The sequence below is a fragment of the Paenibacillus violae genome (assembly GCF_032461945.1).
In the GTDB taxonomy this organism is placed as follows: domain Bacteria; phylum Bacillota; class Bacilli; order Paenibacillales; family NBRC-103111; genus Paenibacillus_E; species Paenibacillus_E violae.
Genome location: NZ_JAWCUD010000001.1, coordinates 439,166 through 460,929, shown reverse-complemented (window position 1 = coordinate 460,929; position 21,764 = coordinate 439,166). Strand labels below are relative to the sequence as shown.

The following is a 21,764-nucleotide window of genomic DNA, read 5'->3' as shown; positions in this document are numbered from 1 at the left end:
CTCATCCTTACCAACACGAAGAACCTGAGGGACTACCTCAGGCTCTTCGGTCATTCTCGTTATTCCCGGCTTAAGCCGCCTGTTTGGACGTGGATTGAATCATAAATGGGATGAACATGGAGATTAAGCAGACAATGAAGCCAAAGACGAACATACCATGGAAGCCGATGTAAAAAGCAGTCGCTTTCGTCAATATCGCCCCCATGATGGTCACGCTCACTGCCGTGCCAATATTACGGGCGAACAGCTGCAGTGAAGTAGATATCCCTTTCTGGTGCGCCTCAACAAGCTGCTGCGAACCAATCGTTGAAACCGTAAAGATAAGCCCATAGGCAAGTCCGAGCATCGTCATCGTCGCAAATGAGTACCAATAAGCTGTTTTTTCCCCCATAAAATAAAGCATGATTGCCGTTACCAAGAGCAAACCGTTCCCAATGATCAGCAGCGGTTTGTAACCATATTTAAGCACCCATTTCCCGCTTGGAACAGCAACCACCATCCAACCAATGGACGTACCAAGCAGAGCAATCCCACTCACAAATAGCGAATAACCTTGATTTTGCAAATATAGCGGTATAAAACTTGAAGTCCCGAATAGCGCTGCGCAGGAGATGAACGAGACCGCAATCATAATGGCCACAGGCCGATTTCGAAGCAGGTTCAAAGGAACAATCGGCGCGCTATGCCTTTTCTCATAGAAGAAAAAGGCCACCATACATACTACGCCTAATACCCCGTAAATAGCTTTGTATTGCTCAACCGTTGTCGTGAGGAGCAGCAGCGAGATCCCCAAGGCGAACAGCACGGCCCCGCCGTAATCCACCACAGATTTCTTCGCTTGATAGACTTCTTTATACGGCTTCAAAGCTAGTAGCGAGACCAAACAAATCGGAATATTAACGAAGAATATCCATCGCCAGCTCAAATAAGTCACAAAAAATGTCCCTAATAACGGTGCTAATACAGCCGCCAGCCCCCACATCGCTGTGAAAAAGGCCTGCACTTTCCCACGCTGCTCCACGGGATATATATCTCCTGCAATGATCGCTGGAAACGGCATCATCACGCCTGCGCCAATCCCTTGGATGGCTCTAAACAGGATCAACTGGAGCATGCTCTGGGATAAACCGCAAAGAACAGACCCTCCAAGAAATAAAAGGATGCCTGCGGCATAGATCTTTTTCCGACCAAATAAATCGGATAACCGGCCTGCTAGCGGAGCAAGTACGGTAGAGAGTACCATATACGAGGTAAATGCCCAGGCGAACAGGTCACTACCGCCAATTTCCTTCACAATGATCGGCATCGTCGTATTGGCTATGGTCGCATCCATAGACGCCACTAGCATCGCAAGTACGATGCTGACCATAACCGTCGTTCGATTGCTTCGGTTACTACTCATCATTTTTCTTATGTACCTCCTTATGCTGTCTTCTTAGTCACATCCATATATTGTAACTGATTCGCTATCTAATGAATAGCGTGATTAGAGATTTGGTTGCTATGGCTCGAAACTACTGCCTGCAAAAAAATTCTTTACATATGGCTAATGCATATAATAAAATTAATCCAATTGAAATAGTGGGTAATTGACAGGGGACATGACTACATGACTTTGAGTATTTTGTTTATGGGTGTAATTGTTGGTTTTTTGGTTGGATTAACCGGTGTTGGCGGAGCTTCGCTGCTCACCCCCATCTTGATCCTAATCGGTATTCATCCTTCTATTGCCGTCGGAACAGACCTGCTTTATAATTCCATCACGAAGCTTTTCGGCACCATTCAGCATTGGCGGCAGAAAACGATTGATTTTAAGCTCGTCAAAATGTTAGCTATGGGCAGCATTCCCGGCGTCATCGTCGCGGTAATCTTCCTGAAATTGTTCAACTCGTTTTATAATAATCAAGAAGTCATTATTAAACACGCGCTCGGCTACGTCTTGATTCTGGTTGCCTTTGCCACCTTGTTCAAAGTTTTCTTCGGCCATAAGATCAAAGAAAACCGTTGGCAGCTCAAAAGCTTGGAAGAGAAACGCGGTCTGACCATCACCATCGGCGCGGTTCTTGGATTCATCGTAGGCATAACCTCCATCGGTTCCGGCTCCTTATATGCCATTGCCATGCTTTACTTCTTCCGCATGGCTCCAGCACAACTTGTCGGAACAGATATCGCACATGCATTTTTTCTGGCAACGACAGCAGGTATTTTGCACGCCAGCATGGGGAATGTCAATTACACACTCGTTATCAACCTTCTACTTGGCTCAATTCCTGGCGTACTAATCGGCAGCATGCTAGCCACCAAGGCTCCGACCAACGTCCTGCGGACGATTATTGCCAGCCTGGTATTAATTAGTGGCCTTAAATTAATATGAGAATACAGGAAGCGCCCGAATGGATTCGGACGCTTTTTTCATTGGGATTCCCCGGGAAATAACCTTTCCTTACTTTAACGTCATCTCTTTGGTAAACCATAATTTGTAGCTCAAAATACTTAAAATAATTCCTGTCATTGCTGCCGAAGCCGTGAACGCAAACAAAATCAAAATTTGATACCTCACCGCTTCAATTGGACTCGAACCTGCAATAATCATGCCTGTCATCATTCCGGGTAACTGAACTAATCCAACCGTCTTCATCCCGTCAATCGTAGGAATCATACTAGCCTTAACAGAACGCTGAAGTGCTTGTTGGATGGCCTGTTTCGGTGTTGCTCCCAATGCAAGAAGGGCATCAATCATGTCGCGGGAGGACCCTACTTCACGATTCATCTGGTTCAAAAACAGACCGCAAACAATCATGGAACTTCCAATTGTCATCCCGCTTATAGGAATGATGAATTGCGTCGTTGGTTTGATAATTTGGAGGCCGAGCATCAATCCCATCGTTAGAATTTCCGTTATGGCAATTGCTGCTGCTATTCGCCAATGGATTCCTTTTAACCCTTTTGCTCGTTTCCCCGCATTTTGTGTAGCTATCATGATCATTACCGCAATAATTCCTATAATAAGTCCCAAATGTTCGGTTTGGAAAACAAAATGAAGCACGTAGCCTATGAATAGAAGCTGTAAAGCACCACGAATGGTTCCCCATGCAATGTCTTTTTCAAGCCCCAGTTTTTGCCATCTGGATAAAACCATCGTAATCATGATAAAAGTTAGCGTAAAGCCCAAAGCAACTGCTGACATAATTACTCCACTCCCCCTTGATCAAGGGAAAAAGAAGTTAACTCGTCCTTTTTCACTGTTTCTGATAAGTCCCCATTCTCCAAATACCAAAACCGATTGGCCACTCGCTCAGCCTGCTCCTGCTCATGGGTCACCCAAACAAGCGCCGTTCCCCTTTCTTCTTTCCATCTCATCAGCATCGACTCCACCGCTTGCTTGCTCTGGGCATCCAGCGCTGAGGTCGCTTCATCGAGTAAAAGAATATCCGATCCCAATAACAGGGAACGAACAAGCTGAACCCGTTGTTTTTGTCCGCCGGACAACTCCGCAGGATTCTGAGACCAGCTAAGGTCCCCCAGCCCAACCTCATCCATTAATCTCTTTGCCAGAGGCTGATCAAACTTGCGCTGATGGAGCTTGCTCACCAAAGCTAAATTGTCTTCCACGGTCTTCGGCAGCATGGCCGGTTGTTGAGGCACATAGCATACCCGTTTCCGCCATTCGCATGGTCCCCAGCTGTCAACAGGACGTCCAAGCAAGGATATACGACCACTCTGAATGGTGTCTAATGCGGCTAAAACCCGTAATAACGTACTCTTCCCTTGCCCGGATGGCCCCTGGATCGCTATAACATCTTTTGGCCTTACAACCACACTGATTTGTTTAAAAAGTGGAGTTCCCCCTCCGTTTGGATGGTTCTTATGTACATTTTCAATCACGAAAAAAGGCTGCAGAATGGCTCACTCCCTAGATGATTTAGCACTTAAGATAACTAAATTATATCACAGCTACCATTTCACGGTGGCATGAACCCATTTTTTTCACAAACAGGCGCTGGCCTACACAAGATGACTTGCCCTATTCATACGTTGTGATGAACACCCAATGTGATGATAAAGGAGCTACTGCATATGCAGCGACTAATGTGTAAAGGTAAAATCCACCGCGCTACGGTAACGGAAGCTGATCTGAATTACGTCGGAAGCATTACCATAGATGCTTTGTTAATGCGTAAAGCGAACATTTCACCCTATGAAATGGTTCAGGTTACCAGCCTACGCAACGCCACAAGATGGAAAACATACGCAATCCCTGCGACAGAAGGCTGCGGAAAAATCGGACTGAACGGTCCGCCCGCTCATCTTTTCCAACCCGGAGATCTTGTCATCATTTTGAGTATGGGTTTGATGAATGAAGCTGAAATTGCCTCCTTAAAGCCCCAGGTTGTATTTGTAGATGGAGAGAATCAGGTTATCAGGGTCGAGGAACATGACGTCATCATCCAAGAGCAAGAAGTGAAGTCCTATGAGTAAACTCAGCACCAGTAAGTGGACGAAATACAAGCTGCTCCGCAAATCGGAGAAGCTCCGCGTGAACCTCCCTGAAACCGAATGGCTGAAAGAATCCAGCTTCTGGCGACTTCTGAACAAATACGAACAAGTTATTATTAAGCCTACAGGCAGCTATGGCGGACATGGCGTCATTCGAATAAAAAAATCGGGAAATTCCGAATACGAACTCCAAGACGGGGCGAAAAAGAAACGATTTACCAATCAAGATCAAGTAAACGCCTTTCTCAAAAAGAAAAACGGCAAAAATTTCATTGTCCAGCAGCGCATTTCACTTGCTACCGTTAACGGGCGGCCTTTTGATCTCCGTGTGATGGTGCAGCGACACCCCCATTCGAAGTGGCAAGTAACCGGTAAGCTGGCCAAAGTCGCCGGTGCCGGTTTTATCGTGACGAATATCCGTATGAGCAGCGGCAAAGTTGTATCTGTGGAACATGCTCTCAAACACTCTCAGCTAAAATCCATGCGATCCGCCGATCTGCTGGCACAGCTTGATAAAGTCGCACTTAAGAGCGCTGCCACACTTGGACCCTCCTACCGGTGGGTAAAAACGATGGGCATCGACATGGCTTTTGACAAAGCGGGGCATGTTTGGATCATTGAGGTCAACTATGCGCCGATGCTGGAACTGTTTTTGAAACTAAAAGATAAGTCGCTCTTCCGCAGAATCAAGTCATTTCACAAAAAATAAACACATGCAAGAGACACAAGCCGTCTCCATCTTCTCCCGGCTGTAATAATCTACATTAGAGTTTGCAGACGCGAATTCATGCTAACTAACCATTCGTTTTCCCGCTGAAAACGGCGAGGAGGCCCAGAGAATGAAACAATTGGGGCTTTATTGCTCACGATGTTCGGCAAAGCTCCCTTTCCGCTATCAAGACATGAAATGTACTTGCGGCGGCACGTTATTGGTCGATTACGACTTGGAGCACTTGAGCAAATCATTGAAGAAGGAAGCATTACAGACTCGCTACCCATCCATGTGGAGATACAACGAACTGCTTCCGGTGAGCAACCCGGATTGTATCATCACGTTAGGCGAAGGCTGGACCCCGCTAGTTCGCTTACAGAATTGGGAACAAAAGCTGCCCGTTAGGCAGCTATGGATTAAACGCGAAGAACAGAACCCGACGGGAAGCTTCAAATCACGAGGATTTTCCGTCGCCGTTTCACTCCTGAAAGAATCGGGAGCAACCCGAGCGGCGGTTCCTTCCAATGGCAATGCCGCTGGCGCACTCGCTGCCTATGCGAGCCATGCCGGGATTAAGACTTCGGTATTCATCCCTTTGGATTGCCCACCGCTCATTGTAGAGGAGTGTCCACTCTATGGGGCGGAAACCTTTCTTGTGGATGGCTTAATCCATGATGCCGCAGCGATTATTGAAACCGGCAAGCAGGAGCAAGGCTGGGTAAATGTCGGCACTTTGAAGGAACCTGGGCGCGTAGAGGGCAAAAAAACAATGGGACTTGAGCTCGCCGAGCAGCTCGGATGGACGTTTCCCGACGTTATTATCTATCCGACCGGCGGAGGCTCCGGAATTATTGGCATGTGGAAAGCCTATCATGAGCTCAAAGCACTTGGTTGGGTTGACGGACCCATGCCACGGTTCGTTTGCGTGCAGGAAGAAGGCTGCCAACCCATCGTCGACGGCCTGCTGCCGCAAGCTGCAAGAGGTCAAGCCGGAGCAGGCCAAAAGCCTAGTCCGACAGGTATGCGAGTGCCCCAGCCGCCTGATTTGCCTCTGATCTTAGCGATCGTTAAGGAAAGCGGCGGTACAGCGCTCGCCTTATCCAAGAGCCAGATCGCCGATGCCACACGTGCTTTAGGCGCTCAAGGCATTTCTTCATCGCCAGAAGGTTCTGCAACCTGGGCAGGCTTAATCGAGCTTTGTGACAGTGGCTGGCTGCGTCAAACCGACTCTGTCGTGCTGTTTAACACTTCGCATGCCATGAAATATACGCAATTGGAAACTATGTCCTCCGTTCCAAGGATAAGGAGCTATGCGGATTATAAGTCGCTTGGGCGTTAAACAAGAAAAACCGTCAGGAAAGAATTGCTCCTGACGGTTCTTTTATGTTTAGCGAAACTAAGCTTGACCTAAATTATTTTCCTCATACAAACGGTACATCGCTTGAATCAGAGGCTCAGCCGGATCACGGTTCAATAAGAATAAAGTCATTAAATATTGCAACGGAAGGGCGCAAGTGTTGTTCCCGTCTTGCACTGCAACGAAGCCGGCTTCCAGAACCGGACCATGCTCTTCATGAAGCTCTAAATCAACATAAATCTTTTGATCAGGGAATTCTTCACGAACAGCTGATGCGCAGTAAGGAACAATATGTTTATCCAGAAGTTCTTTTGCTTGGTCTTCCGTTTGCGGCGGATTAGGCAGCGGATGATTCTCCGGGCTTCTCAGCAAGTCCACAAAGAAGGAAGAAAGCCAGAGTCCGGCGTTTGGATTGGTTTGGAAGTTTCTCATAATTTCATTGAGGAAAAATCCACATGATGTGAACTTCTCATCTTTTTTAAGTGTAAAAGCAAACATCGGGCCATACGTTGGGTTATTTCCGATTTGTCCCTCGACTTCATATTCGGGAAATTGCGCCTTCATAACTTCGTTTATGTGCTGAAACCAAGTCATAATGATCTGGGCCTGTTCTTGTTCCAAATCTTGTGCGTTATTTTCTTCGGTTTGTGTTTCGATCTCTTTTTCTGTCATTGTGGTAAAAGCCTCCTGAATCATTCATATTGGCACGAATATCCCTATTGTACCGCATTTAATCCAGATCAGAAAGCTATTGTTGCATTTTTAAGGACGAATGCGGACGACGCCAACCTCAGAAGCGTTTACCGAGATCGAGTTCCCGCCTTGACCAATGGTTGCGCTCGCAGATTGTCTGACTCTCACTTTTGTTTTTCCGCTGCTGTAGCTCGATTTTTTGTTTGTTTTACGCTGCATTCATCACCAACCCCTCTCTATAGTCGCTTAGGAGTCGGCATACCAAGCAATTCAAGCGCTTCATGAAGGGTAGCTTTCACCGTTTGTGTGATCCACAAGCGGTGGGAAATACTCGCTTCGCTCCCTTTTAAAACCGGACATGCGCTATAAAAATGATTGAACAGAGAGGCTAATTCAAACGCATAATGACAAATCAAACTAGGAGCCAACTGTGCAGTGGCATTCTCCAAAGTTTCCGGCCAGTAAGCGATATGCCTCAGCAGCTGGTACTCCTGATCTTCCAGAAGGGGTCCATGGAACGTGGCCGCTATAGCTTGCAGACGATCGTCCGCCTTCGCTTTATCCAAAATACGGTTCGCTCTGGCGTAGGCATAAAGCAAATAAACGCCTGTATTCCCAGTCACCTCAGTCGCCTGCTCGAGATCAAAAATCACTTCGGTTTGCAGCTGATATTTCAGCAAATAGTAACGGATCGCAGCCGCGGCGATGGATCTGCTGGAGATTCCCGCTTTTCTTGATCGTTTGGCATCGATCACTTTCTCCATGCGATCAAGCAGGTCTGCGACTTTAATGCCAATGCCTTGACGACCTGACATCGCGTAGGAACTTTTGCCTTCGGAAGTATCCAGACCAAGCCCTGCCGCTGTATCGGGACTTAAAGAAACAACACCGTAGCTTACATGCTTGAGTAGACTGGCCTGCTGCTGATAACCAAGCACTTCAAGAGCCAACTTTACCATCTCTTGCGGATACTGCTGACGGTAGTCAATGACATTAATGACCATATCTGCGCGCCCGATCGTTTTCTTACTTCCTTGGGCAGCCGTTGACCATAAGCCATCCTCCCATTTTTTATACACAAAATCATTTTCCAGCAGTCCGAATTTCCACAGGTGATACGCGATATCCTTTGCAGTGTAGGTGAGAATGCCATTTGAACGAACAAGCACTTTATCCCCTTGAAAATCTTGGTTGTCAGCTGGGGTTTCTCCTCCTTCTTCTAGGTTCTTCAGTACCCAACAGCCTGCCAGTTTCCCCTCCGTCACCTTATGAAACATCTCCGTTTGGCTCAGCAGCTCAAAGGTGGTATCCCAAAAACCTGCACGAACAATGCTGCTTTCCCAAACCAGCACGTCATAGGAAATGCCGAATTGTTTCATTTCATCCAACTGCTCACGCACAATTCGCTCCGCAACCAAAGCACCCATCCACGCAAGATTCGATGTCCCGCTTTCAATGGCATGAAGAACCACAGAACGCTGCTCGGCTAACGCCGGCTGATCTTTATAGGCCTGATTCACCTTAGCATAGGTTTCCCAACAAAAATCTCCGAATCGCGGAAAACTCCCCTCGGTTTGCGTATGAAGAATGCCTACCACCGTATCGGCTAATTGATTCCCAAGGTCATCAATATAATTATGAACCTCCACTTCATACCCGGCATGCGAGAGCATACGCGACAAAGAGTCACCGATACAGGAATTTCTCAAGTGACCGACATGCGCGGCTTTATTAGGATTGATGGAGGTATGTTCCACCAACACCTTGCTTTGTTTGCTACTGCTGGTGCGCTTCGTTGGAGCTTGATATTCCCCACTAGCCCAAGCATCCCAGTTGATATAAAAATTCAGAAAGCCGGGTGCAACAGCAGCTACTTTACTAAACAAACCTTGAACAAGCCCGTTCTGTTCGATGCGGCTTTGAAGCTCCCCGGCGATCTGCAAGGGGGACTTTCGCAATATTTTAGCCAAAAGCATAGCAATGTTGGAGCTGTAATCTCCATGTTCCGGGTGCGCCGGATGCTCGGTGAAAATTTTTAAAGTAGCTGGACGCTGCGTACCGGATTCCTGAAACATGGCTTCGACGTGCTGCTCAATTTCAACGGTTAATAGCTGCTGAATCATCGTATTTTCCTCCCAAATGACCTCTTTTACATGCAAAAAAGCCCCCGTCTCTAAATAAGAGACGAGAGCTGTTCATTCCCGCGGTACCACTCTAAGTGTTAAATCTACAGATTTAACCCCTCCAACGATAACGGCTTATGCCGGATCTCCCTACTGCTCATTTCGGAAGACCATTTCCCAGGTCCGTTTCGTTCCTGACATTCGTACCGGTTCCCACCAATTCCGGCTCGCTGCGACTGTCCGACAAGAACTACTGTCCTGTTCATCAATGTTACATATCAAGTTATGAATTGACTGAATATTACTTTAATATGCTGAAGTTGTCAAGAGGCAACTAACTTCATCATTAAGATGCCAATAAACGCTAAGGCCAATCCAGACTGTTCCATCTTTGAAAATTTATCCTTCAAGACAAAACGCGTGTACAAAAGAACGATCAGTACATTCAATGCAACAACAGCTGAAACTAGGCCTGCCTTGCCATGATCAAATCCATGAAGGATGAAAATCATGCCGACCACATTCGTAATGCCCACGATCATGCCAAATAGAAAAGTCCGTCGTTCCGTCCAGCCTGTGGTGGCTGCCACTTTAACCTGTGCATGATGATGATTACCTTGCTTCTGATCTCGCAACCACCACAAACCAAAGCAAACGGTTCCAGTAGCAAACATACAGAATAACGTTGGAAACAACGGGGCCGCTACCAAGGTCGTCCACTTGCTGGATAAGTCATTGGCGGCAAATAGAATCAATGCCAGTGCTCCCCAGCCGGCGCCTTGCAAATTTTTGAGCGTAATATCATTGGAGTAACGCACGACCAAAATCCCGATAACAATAATGACAAAGGCTAGAAACTGCATGATGTTAAGTCGTTCATCCCAAATCAGATATGCAACGAATACCACAACAACGGAAGGCAGACCGGTGAGAATCGCGACCAACGACGCTTTCCCTACGGCAAAACCTTCGAACATGCTGGCATTGGCCCCGAAGGAAAACAGTCCCATTTGAACGCCAATCAGCGCATGCACGGTCCAAGCTTGATGTAAAAGAAGGGCGCAGCTGCCGCTAATTAACGCCCCCATGAAAAATGTGCCGCATAGCAGCACATTCCGGTTTAATGATTGCTGGCTGGACCAGTGATACAGAATGCCTCGCAGCCCGAAACTGAAAGCCGCAAGTACGGAATACATGAGCCACATCCGAACAGCTACCCCTCTCTTTTGCTTGCAAAGATCGGGTAATTTTACCACATTAATCTTTATTGAACAACACTTTGTTGCAGCACAAGGCGCTCAAGAATGGCATCACCACTTGCAGAAACTTTCACTTCCGCAAACTTGGCATTTTGTTCGTAGGTACGGCCCGTTCCTTCCGGAATGAAATAATTTTCAATGCCGTATTCAATCCGCTCGTACCCTTGCAGGGTACCGTTCATGCGGACCTCTCCCGGGGCGAGTTCTTCCCCTTTCGTATAGACACGTTTGAATTCGTATACGTCTGTAGCTGTGTTCGGAGCGAGTACGACAGATATTTTTTTCATAGATCTCAAATCACCGTTCTTCATATCGGAAATAGGCGGCTCAGAAATCGTGTAGCGCAAACGTACGTAATCCCCTTGAATAAGCGAACGCGGGTCCAAAGGTTCAAGCTGGAGCTTGATGAGCTGTCCATGAGAGAGCAGCCACTCACTTTTGCCAATTTGTATCGACATAGCTGCGATCTGTAGCACCACCAGCACGGCAATAAGGAGCCTATTTGCCTTAACGTTTGCCCCAGCAGCCGTTTCGGGTTCAGCAGCTTCAAGGCGATGTCTTTTTTCATACCAAACGGTAAAGATCAGAATCAAGATCCCAATCATAGCGAACGTAATCGATTTGTGCAGCAGCTTCCAGGCTAAATCGTAATATTTGTACACGAGGAAAGCTGTCCAGAATCCCATCGACCAAGCGAATATCCAACGGCTATGCAGCTGCCTGCTAACGGCTAAGGCAATCACAACTAGAACAAAGAACAGGGCGTTGGTGACATAATACCAAGCAGATTCGGTCATGAAAGTTAACACAAACAATGTGAAAAGAAATGATGGATAGCTGCTATAGAGCACCGGCTGCCTAACTGCAGCATTCGGGATGACCTGCCCGCCTGCAAACAGGACGAATAATAAACCAGATATCACTGACAAAATGACAATACTATTATCGAACCAATTGGTTAGTATCGCAGCTGTGATTAAAATTGCTGCAAGTAAGAAAAAAATCCGATGCACCATACCGGCAATGTAGATAAACGCGGCGATTGTAAGCGCTAAGAAAGCGAATAGAACTGGGACATTTTCTGCAAACACAGCCGCTCCCGCTCCAAGAAGCAGTCCGCTGATGAGTATGGTGTACCTCACTAGCGCATTTAACTTTTTCAAAAAGATCATGCATGTCACAACGACAAGTCCAAAACCCATTAACACATTCTCAGGGTTTTCAAATCCCAGCACCAACGTAACAATCCCGATTACCGTCAGGCTGCCTAGCAGCGATCCGATAATAACGACGGAAACCGTGAGAACACGCACAACCCATTTGGTAAAATCCCCTTCCGGTTTGGCTCCCTCTCCTGCCTCACCTTCGAGTCCATCATTCATTGCCTTCTCGGCAGGCTGCCATGCCCGGATAAATGACATGAACTTCACATTTGCCCCGATGAATACAATGACAAACAGCAAACTTATGATGAAAAAAAGTTCATTATAATGGCGAACGATGAGTTCAATGTATTTAAATGTAATCGTGGCTGAAATCCATAAGCCTGAGAACAACAGATAGGCTTTGTTGCGCATTTTATGGGAATACCATACCGCTGCCGCAAGAGCGACAATCAGGGGGAGATTCATGAACACCCCGTAATCTTCGAATGCGTATGAATTTGAAAGCATGAGCAGTATACCTATTACCGCTTGAAATGAAATCCATTTCAAAAAGGACGAGTTTAACTTCCCACGCTCTGTTAGCAGATAGAGAATACCATTCACAATAGCTAATCCTACCCAGATTGCGATTTGGACGCCTTCCGAATCTGATCTTCCTTGCCCTTGCGGGAAAAAGTAAAAGCAATAAGCCAAATGTCCAAGAATATACGACAGGATGTAAAAGGGCTGCCACCTCGTCCATATGGCAAAAAGAAAGGCCGGAATAAACCAGATCGCAAACAACGTGTAGCTGTCAGCATGAGAGTTGTAGGTTTGACCAATGAGCCCTGCTCCTACACCAAAGGAAACGCAGCTTGCAAACAAGCTAAGCCTGCTTAGAAATTGCCGACCCGCTTGATGGGAAAGCCAAACCGATAATCCATAGAAGCCTAGAATAAGCAAAAAGGCGGGCGCAAACTTTTCCCAGCGGTTTAATTGCTCCCAGTTGGTTGCGAAGAAATATACAATGGCCGTTAGCAAGGAACTCGCTCCCAGTACATAGCCTAATTGAATCGTAATCCATTTCGAATTCATGATGCATAACCCCCTCTCGTCTTAATTCTCATTGTACTTGAGTTATACGTTTTGAGAAGTACTAACTATTCCTAGTACCCCATCATTAGCCTAGCTAATCATTCATTAGCTTATGTGCTTAAACACAAAAAAACTAGCCAGAAGCTGGCTAGTCAACTTTTAACCATGATTCACTGCTCAGATAGCTTGAAGCTTTTCACCGACTTTTGCAGCTCAACCGCCATCTCCGCTAATTGGCGAATCGCCGATGTAATCTCTTCGATCGAAGCGCTTTGCTCTTGCGCAGCGGCTGCAACTTCTTCATACCCGGCAGACTGATCTTCGGTAATGCCCGAAATTTTGTGCATCACTCGGGAGATGATCTCGAAAGATCGCACGGCTCTCTCCAGCGTATTCAACAAATGATCAGTCCGCTCGGAAAACACGGAAATACCATTGAAAATGACTTTGAAATTTTCATATGTATCATTAATCCAGGTCTGCCCTTGCTCAACAGCATGATTACCCTGGACGATGCTTTCCATGACCAGCCGGCTGTCTTTTTGAGTGCCGGACACAAGCTCCGTAATCGAGCTTGCAGCTTTCGATGACTGCTCCGCCAGCTTCTTCACCTCACCGGCAACAACGGCAAATCCTTTGCCTTGCTCGCCAACGCGAGCCGCTTCAATCGAAGCATTCAAAGCCAACAAATTCGTCTGCTGCGCAATCTCCGTAATAATGTTGATAATCGCTCCGATTTCCTTCGAACGATTTCCTAATTGAAGAGCGGCTTCATGCGACGACTTCATCTCTTGCTGAATCACATTCATCTGATGCAGCGTCTTCTCCACGAGCTGCTGACCGTCAACCGATTGCGCCCCAACTTTATGCGCCATCTCCTGCATCTCTTTGACTTCCGTCGTGACTTCCGTCAGTTCGGAGTTGATCTCAACGATGGATGACGTGCTCTCTGATATGGAACTTACAACTTCCGCCACACCGTCATACATACTGTTCATAGAAACTGCAACCAGTCCTGCACTGGAGCTTGACTCATCCGCGGATTGGTACAATTGCTCACTTGTATGAGTGATAATATGGGAGGAATCATACATCTGGCGAATAAGCGATTCCAAGTTCCTGCGCATCACATTAAATGAAGCAGCCAGTTTACCAATCTCATCGGTGCGCTCAATGGAAACTTGTTCAGTTAAGTAACCCGCTGCGACCTTCTCTGTGACATGCATGAGATGAACGACCGGTTTGGTTACGCTACGATTAATATAGTAGGCGATCAAACTGCCAATGGCCAAAACAATAAGCGTTATGCTCAGCATCGTCCAGAACATTTCTTGATAGGTTTTGGATATAACGCTCGCATCCAAATCAATACCAATGATACCCACGTTTTCACCATTTTTGTTTCTGAGCGGTACAAATATCGATTTATGAATGCCATATTCATCTTTATAAATATTGCTGACCATGGGTTTATCTTGAGCTATTGCCGCATTCATTTCCGGTGTAAACGGGTATTCGATTCCGTAATCATCGGCAACACCCGTTAAAATTACGATCTGTTCTTTCGTGGGAGTTTTGGTCAATACATACACGTTCTCCAACGTATCATGCTTCTTGAACTCCTCGAATTGTTTTTTTATTCGCACGTAGCCTGGGTGTTTGGTGTCTGTTATATCTTCAGGTCGCTCAGGAATGACAGCTAAATAGTTGGATACGTTTTGAATATTTGACGTTAACCGCAGAACAAATTGATCCTCAAGCTTCGTCGCTAATCCTTTACTCACCCAGTATCCGGACAATGAGAATACCGAGCTGACAACTAACAACAGCACAACAATGCTGAGCGTCATTTTTACGGCAATATGTTCACGAACCCAGTTCACTGCTTTCATATTGAAAAGTTTCCCTTTATCTGTCAGAGCTTGCTTTTGCGTAACCACTTCTGTTACCTCCCGTGTATCGTAGATGCTTCGGCATATTTCTCAAAAACTTGTGAGACAAATGTTTTCAAATACTGCACGATTTCCACTACATGCTTAACCTCCGTATAGGGGGAAATCACGAAAATTTTGGTCGCATATAAAGCTGTAAAACTCCCCTCTTTCGTTGGCACCAGCAAATGCTTTTTGGTGTCGCCGAAAAATATGCGGTCCCGCTGCTTTCCAAGAATTTCAAACAGGATTTCATTAAACTTGTTGTTACGTTCAATCTCACTTAGCGAACAAGCGCCCGAAACCTCTTCCTGAAAACGGGAGCCTCCTTCTGGATAAAGCCGGAATAACGTGATAATACCGGGATTATCCGCATTAACAATAACGGCCTCCGGGATTTCCAAACGCAGCGCCTCACGGAAGGCAAGGTTAACCTCAACGAATTGCGCTAACAGCTGCTGATACCCTTGAATGCCAAATGCAAGAAGAGCGCTGTAGATGCTGATTGAGCTAGCCATGCGAGAGCATTCCAGTGTATATCCTGTATGATACTGGCCATAACCTCGATGTCCGACATATGGCGTTTCGTCCGGATGCAGGTCCATCAACGTTAGATCCGCAGCTTCTTTGACAAGAAAAAGACTTGTCAGATAAGGGGTTTGCCCCAGCTTTTGAAAATCAAAGCAAAGCGAATCCGCCAAATGCAGATGTTTCATCCGGCTATGTATAGCTTGTAAGGCTTGCAATACCTCAGCTTTAAACGCTAGGGGATTAGCTGTGAAATCATAATCTTGGAAGAAAGCAAAAAATCCGCCCAACGCCGAATCCGCATGGATATGTGGTTTTTGCAGCCCAAACTGTGCAGCAACCTTGCCGGCTGTTGCCTGGATCATCTCCAAATCGTCAATCCCCATGGCATCCGTCGTACCTGTTGTCGCAACAATGTAAATCGGGATTCCACCATGGGCGATGACCTCCTCCATCTTAAGCTTCAAGTCATTTACATCCATGGAGCTGTCAGCTTTCGTTCGAACCCGGATTAATTTATCGGTTCCGATTCCTGTCGCCTCGACAGATTTGAATAAGCTGTAATGGGCAGCATCGGAACAAAACGCGTACAAATTGTCGGGAACGCCTTTCTGCAAGGCTTCCGGAGCAAATTTGGCAATCGCTATACGCAGTCCTGAGAATACAGCTCCCTGACCACCCCAGGTTGTGTAGCCACCGCTTTTCATGGCATCATACCCGATTAATTTCGACATCATGCTGATAACTTTTACTTCCGCTTCGGCTCCTGCTGGACCGTACACATCCCATAGATTGTTGCCGTTGACCATGAACGCTGCAAGCATGCCAACAATTCCCGGTATACTAGCCATCGGCAGAATATTGGTTAGAAAATATTTGGTATGATAAGGATGGTTGTGCAGCAGGGCCAATAACTCCGAGTTGACTACCTCCATCGGCATGCTTTCAGAGGGGATCGCGCTATGTTGGATGAGGTTGTTATAAAAGCGGTCTGTGCGGTCTTTTTCGCCTCTGAGGTTGACGCCATCCGGATTTTTCAACACATCGACACCGGTCAAAATTTGTTCAACGAATCGCATAATCATCTGGCGTGATTGCTGGTTGCCATTCTCACTGGGAAACAATTTCTGTACGTTCGGCAATCTTCTCTCTCTCATAATTTCCTCTCCTATCGGATAGAATCGTTTATAGAAAACATACTGAATAACGTCTAGCTGCAGCAAACCTCCTTTCTTTCGACAATAGCCGACAAAATCCTTACATTTTTATACAATAGTATAGTACAGCAAATTGAATATAACAACACAATTTACCAAATATTATACTTATATAGTACTTTTGTTATATAGTTGAATCGTTACCATTTAATAACCATTGGTAGAATAATAGGGTAAAAAAAAGCTTTATCAGCATTCCCATAAGGAACGTGATAAAGCTTTTTATGGCTATCTCATTTTGTGGACTAAAGCTAAGAAATGGATTGCGCCGCGTCTATACTCCCGTGAGAGTGCAAATACAATTGCTCATAGTAACCATGCAGAGCAAGCAATTCAGTATGATTACCTTCTTCTACAATTTGACCTTGGCTCATAACCAGAATGCGATTCGCATGAATAATCGTCGAGATCCGATGGGCAATCACAAGTGTTGTCCTTCCTTCCGCAACAATCTGCAGAGCTGTCTGAATCAGTTGCTCCGTCTGAGAGTCCAAATTCGCCGTAGCTTCATCGAGAATCAATATTTTCGGTTGGAAAACAATGATCCGCGCGAAAGAAATCAGTTGTCTCTCACCCGCAGACAAGCCGCTTCCTCTTTCCGAGATCCGCGTCTCGTATCCATCCTTCAACCTCGTGATCAGACTGTCAGCACCCACCAATTGGCAGGCTTTGATGACATCCTCACGCGCAACGGATTCATCAAACATCCGCACATTATCGAGAATGCTTCCTGCATATAAATAGGGCTCCTGCTGGACCAACCCGACCATGCGATGCAAATTAGCCTGCGCAATATCCCGAATATCCGTGCCATCAATCCGGATGCTTCCTTCCTGCACATCGTAGAAGCGGCAGAGCAAGGAAATAAGCGAACTTTTACCCGCTCCCGTCGTGCCGACAATCCCGATCATTTCGCCAGGTTCTATTCGAAGCTCAAGATCTTCAAGAACGGAGATATCCTTTAAATAACCAAACTTCACATGGTTAAAATGAATCTCGCCCTTCACCTTGGTCAACGGAATCGTTTTCGCGTCCTGCTTGTCATTTACTTCCGGCTGGGTAGCAAAAATGTTCCAGATCCGGTTCATTGACACCGTTGTAGACTGAAGGGTATTCCACTGCTGCGTAATGTTATTAATCGGTTGAAAAAACTGCCGAATATACGTAATAAACGCATAAAGCACACCAAACTCAATCGTTTTATCAAATACAGCCATTCCACCGACCCATGTGATAAAAGCTACGGATAGATTCCCCAAAATATCAAAAGATCGGTTAAACAACACGTTCGTACGGATTTCCCGCAAGTTTGCCTGAAAGTAGCTTGAATTTCGATCTACAAAACGTTTCATTTGTTCATTCTCTTGGTGGAACGCTTGAATGAGATGCATGCCTGATAAATTTTCAGCCACATAGGCTACCATTTGAGACAATCGCGTCCTGGAAAGCTGATACGTTTTGCGCATATATCTGCGAAAGCTGATAGCAATAATCGCGATGATTGGAATGACAATCATACTGTATAACGTTAGCGTTGGATCCAGATGGTACATTAACACGATGATGAAAATCAAGGTCATGCCATCGCGCACCAGACTTAACAAAACTTGCGTGAAGAACTGGTTCAGTGTCTCTGTATCGCTGGATACATGGGTGATTAGACTGCCGCTAGGCGTCTTGTCATAATACGACATCGACTGCTTGAAAATGTGCTGAAACAAATCCTTGCGGATTTTGGCTACAATACTTTGGCCGGCGAATTGCAGCAAGTTGTTCTGCAAGTAACTGAAAAATAATGAACTTACCGAAAGTCCTACATAGAACAGACAAATCATCAGCAGTCCATGATAATCATTTTTCCCGATCATCAAGTTATCATCGATCGCAATCTTCACGAGATAGGGTTGAAACAAGTCGGCAGCGATGCCCATTAAGGCGCACACCAGAACGGCTGCAAATGTCAACCAATGCGGTTTGGCATAAACGGATAAAGCACGGAAGGACGTTTTCACGGCTTTCGGCTCATTGGTGCTGCTCTCTTTACTCCGCGACATCGTGGCTGCCCCCTTCCTGTATCGCATGAAGCTCGGCGTACAAGCCTTCCTGCGCAATAAGTTCTTGATGTGTGCCGCGCTGAACAATTCGACCTTCGTGAAGCACAATGATCTCATCCGTATGCTTTAATGCCGATATCCGGTGAGCAATCCAAATCGTCGTTTTGTTGGAACGTTCTTTACGGATCGTGTCGATGATATGCTTCTCTGTTACAGAATCCACTGCGCTAACGCTGTCATCCAGAATCATGAGCGGCGAGTCCTTGATGATGCCTCTGGCAAGGCTCGTTCGTTGGCGCTGGCCACCTGACAAAGTCACCCCGCGTTCCCCCAGCTTCGTCTCAAACTTCTCGGGAAAGGAGATAATGCTGTTCAGGATTTGCGCATTTTTGGCGGCGCGTTCTACGTGCTCAAGCGGTAATTCCCGTTTGTAAAAAGCGATGTTGTCCCGGATGGTTGTGCTAAACAGAAAGCCCTCTTGAGGCACATAGGCGATTTGATTGCGCAAGCTTTCCAAGGTTACATCCCGAATGTCGGTATCCCCGATCCAAACGGTCCCCTCAGGAGGATCATAAATCCGCAGCATCAGCTTCACCAGCGTGGATTTGCCGCTTCCTGTTTTACCGATAATGCCAATCGATTTACCCGGCTCAATAGTCAGGGAAATATCATGGAGCACTTCATCCTCATCATCGGGATAAGCGAAGGACAAATGCTCAATCCGAATCCCCTCTTGATCGAGGTGAGAGGGTTGTGCCAACTCTGACTCCACAACTTCCGATTTCAAATCAAGCAGCTCATTGATCCGCTCAAGCGATGCTTTGGACCGCTGCATGGCATTAATAACACGTCCGATCTGCTGAAGCGGGTTGACCATCATCCGTATGTATAGCGTTAGTTCAACGAAATTCCCAATCGTAATCCGACCATGAATCGTCAAATAGCCCCCAAATGCAATCGCGATAATAAGCGATATTGCGCCCAGAAACGGAATTAATGCTTCAAATAGGGAAGACAGACGAACCAGTCTCAGTTGGTTGTCGCGAATCCGGTCTACCGTTGCACTGAACCTGCCAATCATGATCGGTTCGACCGCGAACTTTTTCGTAACACGGATTCCGCCAAACTGCTCTTCGGCTGACTCGGTCATTTTGCCTAAAGCCTCTTGAACCTGTAAGGAACGATTTTTGATAATAGGTTGAAATTTCACACTTAGAATCGGGATAAGCAATAAAGGCAAAATACTTACAAGAATTAAATACAAAGGAATTGAACTGAAGAGCATGGTCACTACAACAGCAATAATTAAAATCGCCGAGTTCACAATCTGGTTGATTCCCATGGAGATCGATTCCCGGATGACTGTCACATCGTTCATCACATAACTCAGCAGCTTGCCGACGCCATTTTTGGAGTAAAAAGTAGCCCCCAGCTGTGTAAAATGATCAAACAATCGGTTTCTGGCGACGAACTCGAATCGTCTTCCGTTTCGCATAATCAAATACTGTCCAATTGCTGTTAAAACACCGAATGTAATACCAATCATCAGGAGCTGCACGCTGTAGGTCACAATTAAATCTCTACTCAAGCCCCCAACCTTTAGCTGATCCGTAAATGCGCCTAGCTGCTTAGGGTAATACGAATATACAATGTTGCCTACAGAGATTGACAATGCGGCTACGATGTACAACGGCCATTTCAGTTTCAGGAAATCAAATAATAACCTAGTTGACTTCAAAACGACATCACTTCCTAATACTTGTTGTCTGGAATAATAAGTATTCCGAAGGAACATTTGTATCTTGCTAGGCGTCCCCCTACAGTATACGCCTATTCAAAGCCACTTCCTATATCAGATATTGACGTTATAATAGAGAAGTCATCTAATATTCACATATGTTGCCTAGGAGGATTACGGAGATGGATTTTATATTAGACCGAATTGACAATAAAATTGAGTTCTTTCAAGCCTATGACTTGCGAACGCTTGAGAAGCAAATCAACGAACAAGTAGATAATAACAAAGCGCTCTTACTGAGTGTCTATGCCGTTCAACACCACACCACATTCGACCCCAATGCAGGTAAAATGCTCTACAGTGCGGTTGTCCATTTCAAATCGTAATAGACATGAAAAAATGACTTCCCATCCGATCGATGAGAGAGTCATTTTTTGCATTATAAGCCCAGCATGAACTGGAGCGTCTTATCATTAAAGCCGGGAAGACCTTCATGTCCGAAATCCGGATACAGCTCGTAGCTTTTAGGCGATTTGATTTTGTTGTAAGCGGCAAATTGCGTTGAAGGCGGACATACTGTGTCGGCTAACCCAACAGCCATCATGACTTCTCCTTGAATTCGCCCGGCTAGATTTTGAATATCGATGTAGCCTAATTTGGTGAAAACTTCCTCTTCACGTTTATGCTGCGGGTCATGACGGCGGAAAAAGTCCTTCAGCTCCTGATAGGCATCCTTCGCCAAATCCATTTCCCATACGCGCTTATAGTCGCTAAGGAACGGGTAAACCGGCGCCAATCGCTTAATACGCGGCTCCAACGCGGCGCATGCAATCGTCAAAGCTCCGCCTTGGGAGCCTCCCATCGCTCCTACACGCTTTTCATCCACTTCCGGCATACTCATCGCAATACCAGCCAGCTGCGCTGTATCAAGGAAAATATCCCTGAATAATAATTGATCAGGATGATCGTCCAATCCGCGCACGATATGACCTCTGAGCGTAGTTCCTTTCATGCCTCCTACATCTTCGGACAAGCCGCCTTGCCCACGGCAATCCATGGAGAAAAACGAGTACCCTAAAGCGGCATACTGAACTTTATCCGACCAATCGCCGGAATTACCCGAATAACCATGAAATTGTACGATAGCTGGATGAGGAGTGGATGAGTGCTTAGGGCGAATATATTTGGCATAGATACGTGCGCCCTTCACGCCTGTGAAATAAAGATCGAAGCATTCAGCGAAAGGAACTTGAAACTCGCTAGGACGCATCTCGATTTGTGGATCAACGGCTTTCATTTCGGCAATGGCCCGCTCCCAATAAGCATCGAAATCGGCAGGTCGGGGATTGCGTCCCTCATAAGCGAGCAACTTCTCTAACGGCATATCCACTAATGGCATGATAACTCCTCTTTTC

General features: G+C 46.1%; 18 protein-coding genes and 1 other annotated feature. Of the genes, 5 read left to right on the top strand and 13 right to left on the bottom strand.

All coding sequences use genetic code 11. The features are described 5' to 3' along the window. Positions 1–70: 70 nt before the first annotated feature. A complete protein-coding gene (locus RQP52_RS01725; RefSeq protein WP_315949094.1) occupies positions 71–1,405 on the bottom strand; it encodes an MFS transporter in 1,335 nt (444 codons plus the stop codon). A 204-nt stretch (positions 1,406–1,609) separates the two neighbouring features. Between RQP52_RS01725 and RQP52_RS01720 the strand changes: the two genes are divergently transcribed. Further along, positions 1,610–2,374 carry a sulfite exporter TauE/SafE family protein gene (locus tag RQP52_RS01720; protein WP_315949093.1) on the top strand — a complete coding sequence of 255 codons (765 nt, stop codon included), beginning with the start codon at positions 1,610–1,612 and terminating at the stop codon, positions 2,372–2,374. 69 nt (positions 2,375–2,443) lie between these two features. Here RQP52_RS01720 and RQP52_RS01715 read toward each other — a convergent pair whose 3' ends face one another. Both RQP52_RS01715 and RQP52_RS01710 read right to left on the bottom strand, forming a co-directional pair. Next, entirely contained in the window at positions 2,444–3,187 is a 744-nt protein-coding gene (locus RQP52_RS01715; RefSeq protein ID WP_315949092.1) for an ABC transporter permease, read from the bottom strand. Between the two features lie 2 nt (positions 3,188–3,189). Further along, complete coding sequence (locus tag RQP52_RS01710; RefSeq protein ID WP_315949091.1) at positions 3,190–3,885, bottom strand: ABC transporter ATP-binding protein; 696 nt, start codon at positions 3,883–3,885, stop codon at positions 3,190–3,192. Positions 3,886–4,077: 192 nt separating this feature from the next. On the opposite strand from RQP52_RS01710, the gene panD reads away from it, so the two are divergent. The 3 genes from panD (at position 4,078) to RQP52_RS01695 (ending at position 6,548) form a co-directional block, all read left to right on the top strand. After that, positions 4,078–4,479 (top strand): aspartate 1-decarboxylase, encoded by a 402-nt coding sequence (gene panD, locus RQP52_RS01705; protein ID WP_315949090.1) that lies wholly within the window; start codon positions 4,078–4,080, stop codon positions 4,477–4,479. Then, positions 4,472–5,206, top strand: coding sequence for a YheC/YheD family protein (locus tag RQP52_RS01700; RefSeq protein ID WP_315949089.1), 735 nt, complete (start codon positions 4,472–4,474; stop codon positions 5,204–5,206). Before panD ends, RQP52_RS01700 begins: the two co-directional genes overlap by 8 nt. Before the next feature lie 130 nt (positions 5,207–5,336). Continuing rightward, positions 5,337–6,548: a threonine synthase gene (locus RQP52_RS01695; protein ID WP_315949088.1), complete on the top strand. Its 1,212-nt coding sequence runs from the start codon at positions 5,337–5,339 to the stop codon at positions 6,546–6,548. Positions 6,549–6,605: 57 nt separating this feature from the next. Here RQP52_RS01695 and RQP52_RS01690 read toward each other — a convergent pair whose 3' ends face one another. The 9 genes from RQP52_RS01690 to RQP52_RS01650 form a co-directional block, all read right to left on the bottom strand. Further along, positions 6,606–7,238, bottom strand: a complete 633-nt coding sequence (locus tag RQP52_RS01690) for a hypothetical protein (protein ID WP_127449537.1) — start codon at positions 7,236–7,238, stop codon at positions 6,606–6,608. A gap of 90 nt (positions 7,239–7,328) precedes the next feature. Continuing rightward, positions 7,329–7,478, bottom strand: coding sequence for a hypothetical protein (locus tag RQP52_RS01685; protein ID WP_315949087.1), 150 nt, complete (start codon positions 7,476–7,478; stop codon positions 7,329–7,331). 17 nt (positions 7,479–7,495) lie between these two features. Continuing rightward, positions 7,496–9,382: an arginine--tRNA ligase gene (locus RQP52_RS01680; protein ID WP_315949086.1), complete on the bottom strand. Its 1,887-nt coding sequence runs from the start codon at positions 9,380–9,382 to the stop codon at positions 7,496–7,498. Positions 9,383–9,436: 54 nt separating this feature from the next. After that, positions 9,437–9,657, bottom strand: a binding site (T-box leader). Between the two features lie 48 nt (positions 9,658–9,705). Further along, positions 9,706–10,578 carry an EamA family transporter gene (locus RQP52_RS01675; RefSeq protein WP_315949085.1) on the bottom strand — a complete coding sequence of 291 codons (873 nt, stop codon included), beginning with the start codon at positions 10,576–10,578 and terminating at the stop codon, positions 9,706–9,708. A gap of 68 nt (positions 10,579–10,646) precedes the next feature. Continuing rightward, a complete protein-coding gene (locus RQP52_RS01670) occupies positions 10,647–12,881 on the bottom strand; it encodes a GDYXXLXY domain-containing protein (RefSeq protein WP_315949084.1) in 2,235 nt (744 codons plus the stop codon). Positions 12,882–13,051: 170 nt separating this feature from the next. After that, the gene (locus tag RQP52_RS01665; protein ID WP_315949083.1) at positions 13,052–14,821 is read right to left on the bottom strand and encodes a methyl-accepting chemotaxis protein; all 1,770 of its coding nucleotides are present in this window, start codon (positions 14,819–14,821) and stop codon (positions 13,052–13,054) included. Between the two features lie 5 nt (positions 14,822–14,826). Beyond that, positions 14,827–16,497, bottom strand: coding sequence for a pyridoxal phosphate-dependent decarboxylase family protein (locus tag RQP52_RS01660; protein ID WP_315949082.1), 1,671 nt, complete (start codon positions 16,495–16,497; stop codon positions 14,827–14,829). Between the two features lie 311 nt (positions 16,498–16,808). Next, positions 16,809–18,611: an ABC transporter ATP-binding protein gene (locus RQP52_RS01655; RefSeq protein ID WP_315949081.1), complete on the bottom strand. Its 1,803-nt coding sequence runs from the start codon at positions 18,609–18,611 to the stop codon at positions 16,809–16,811. After that, positions 18,598–20,349, bottom strand: a complete 1,752-nt coding sequence (locus RQP52_RS01650; protein WP_315949080.1) for an ABC transporter ATP-binding protein — start codon at positions 20,347–20,349, stop codon at positions 18,598–18,600. Before RQP52_RS01650 ends, RQP52_RS01655 begins: the two co-directional genes overlap by 14 nt. 182 nt (positions 20,350–20,531) lie before the next feature. Between RQP52_RS01650 and RQP52_RS01645 the strand changes: the two genes are divergently transcribed. After that, a complete protein-coding gene (locus tag RQP52_RS01645) occupies positions 20,532–20,735 on the top strand; it encodes a YrzA family protein (protein WP_127449519.1) in 204 nt (67 codons plus the stop codon). A gap of 53 nt (positions 20,736–20,788) precedes the next feature. Here RQP52_RS01645 and RQP52_RS01640 read toward each other — a convergent pair whose 3' ends face one another. Then, positions 20,789–21,748 carry an acetylxylan esterase gene (locus tag RQP52_RS01640; RefSeq protein ID WP_315949079.1) on the bottom strand — a complete coding sequence of 320 codons (960 nt, stop codon included), beginning with the start codon at positions 21,746–21,748 and terminating at the stop codon, positions 20,789–20,791. Between the last annotated feature and the right edge of the window lie 16 nt (positions 21,749–21,764).

What these genes read in the sequence shown, in the direction of transcription:
- RQP52_RS01695 (WP_315949088.1), top strand. Translation starts at nt 5,337, where the DNA reads ATGAAACAATTGGGGCTTTATTGCTCACGATGTTCGGCAAAGCTCCCT.
- RQP52_RS01660 (WP_315949082.1), bottom strand. Translation starts at nt 16,497, where the DNA reads ATGAGAGAGAGAAGATTGCCGAACGTACAGAAATTGTTTCCCAGTGAG.
- RQP52_RS01675 (WP_315949085.1), bottom strand. Translation starts at nt 10,578, where the DNA reads ATGTATTCCGTACTTGCGGCTTTCAGTTTCGGGCTGCGAGGCATTCTG.
- RQP52_RS01680 (WP_315949086.1), bottom strand. Translation starts at nt 9,382, where the DNA reads ATGATTCAGCAGCTATTAACCGTTGAAATTGAGCAGCACGTCGAAGCC.
- RQP52_RS01655 (WP_315949081.1), bottom strand. Translation starts at nt 18,611, where the DNA reads ATGTCGCGGAGTAAAGAGAGCAGCACCAATGAGCCGAAAGCCGTGAAA.
- panD (WP_315949090.1), top strand. Translation starts at nt 4,078, where the DNA reads ATGCAGCGACTAATGTGTAAAGGTAAAATCCACCGCGCTACGGTAACG.
- RQP52_RS01715 (WP_315949092.1), bottom strand. Translation starts at nt 3,187, where the DNA reads ATGTCAGCAGTTGCTTTGGGCTTTACGCTAACTTTTATCATGATTACG.
- RQP52_RS01670 (WP_315949084.1), bottom strand. Translation starts at nt 12,881, where the DNA reads ATGAATTCGAAATGGATTACGATTCAATTAGGCTATGTACTGGGAGCG.
- RQP52_RS01725 (WP_315949094.1), bottom strand. Translation starts at nt 1,405, where the DNA reads ATGATGAGTAGTAACCGAAGCAATCGAACGACGGTTATGGTCAGCATC.
- RQP52_RS01700 (WP_315949089.1), top strand. Translation starts at nt 4,472, where the DNA reads ATGAGTAAACTCAGCACCAGTAAGTGGACGAAATACAAGCTGCTCCGC.
- RQP52_RS01690 (WP_127449537.1), bottom strand. Translation starts at nt 7,238, where the DNA reads ATGACAGAAAAAGAGATCGAAACACAAACCGAAGAAAATAACGCACAA.
- RQP52_RS01720 (WP_315949093.1), top strand. Translation starts at nt 1,610, where the DNA reads ATGACTTTGAGTATTTTGTTTATGGGTGTAATTGTTGGTTTTTTGGTT.
- RQP52_RS01645 (WP_127449519.1), top strand. Translation starts at nt 20,532, where the DNA reads ATGGATTTTATATTAGACCGAATTGACAATAAAATTGAGTTCTTTCAA.
- RQP52_RS01685 (WP_315949087.1), bottom strand. Translation starts at nt 7,478, where the DNA reads ATGCAGCGTAAAACAAACAAAAAATCGAGCTACAGCAGCGGAAAAACA.
- RQP52_RS01640 (WP_315949079.1), bottom strand. Translation starts at nt 21,748, where the DNA reads ATGCCATTAGTGGATATGCCGTTAGAGAAGTTGCTCGCTTATGAGGGA.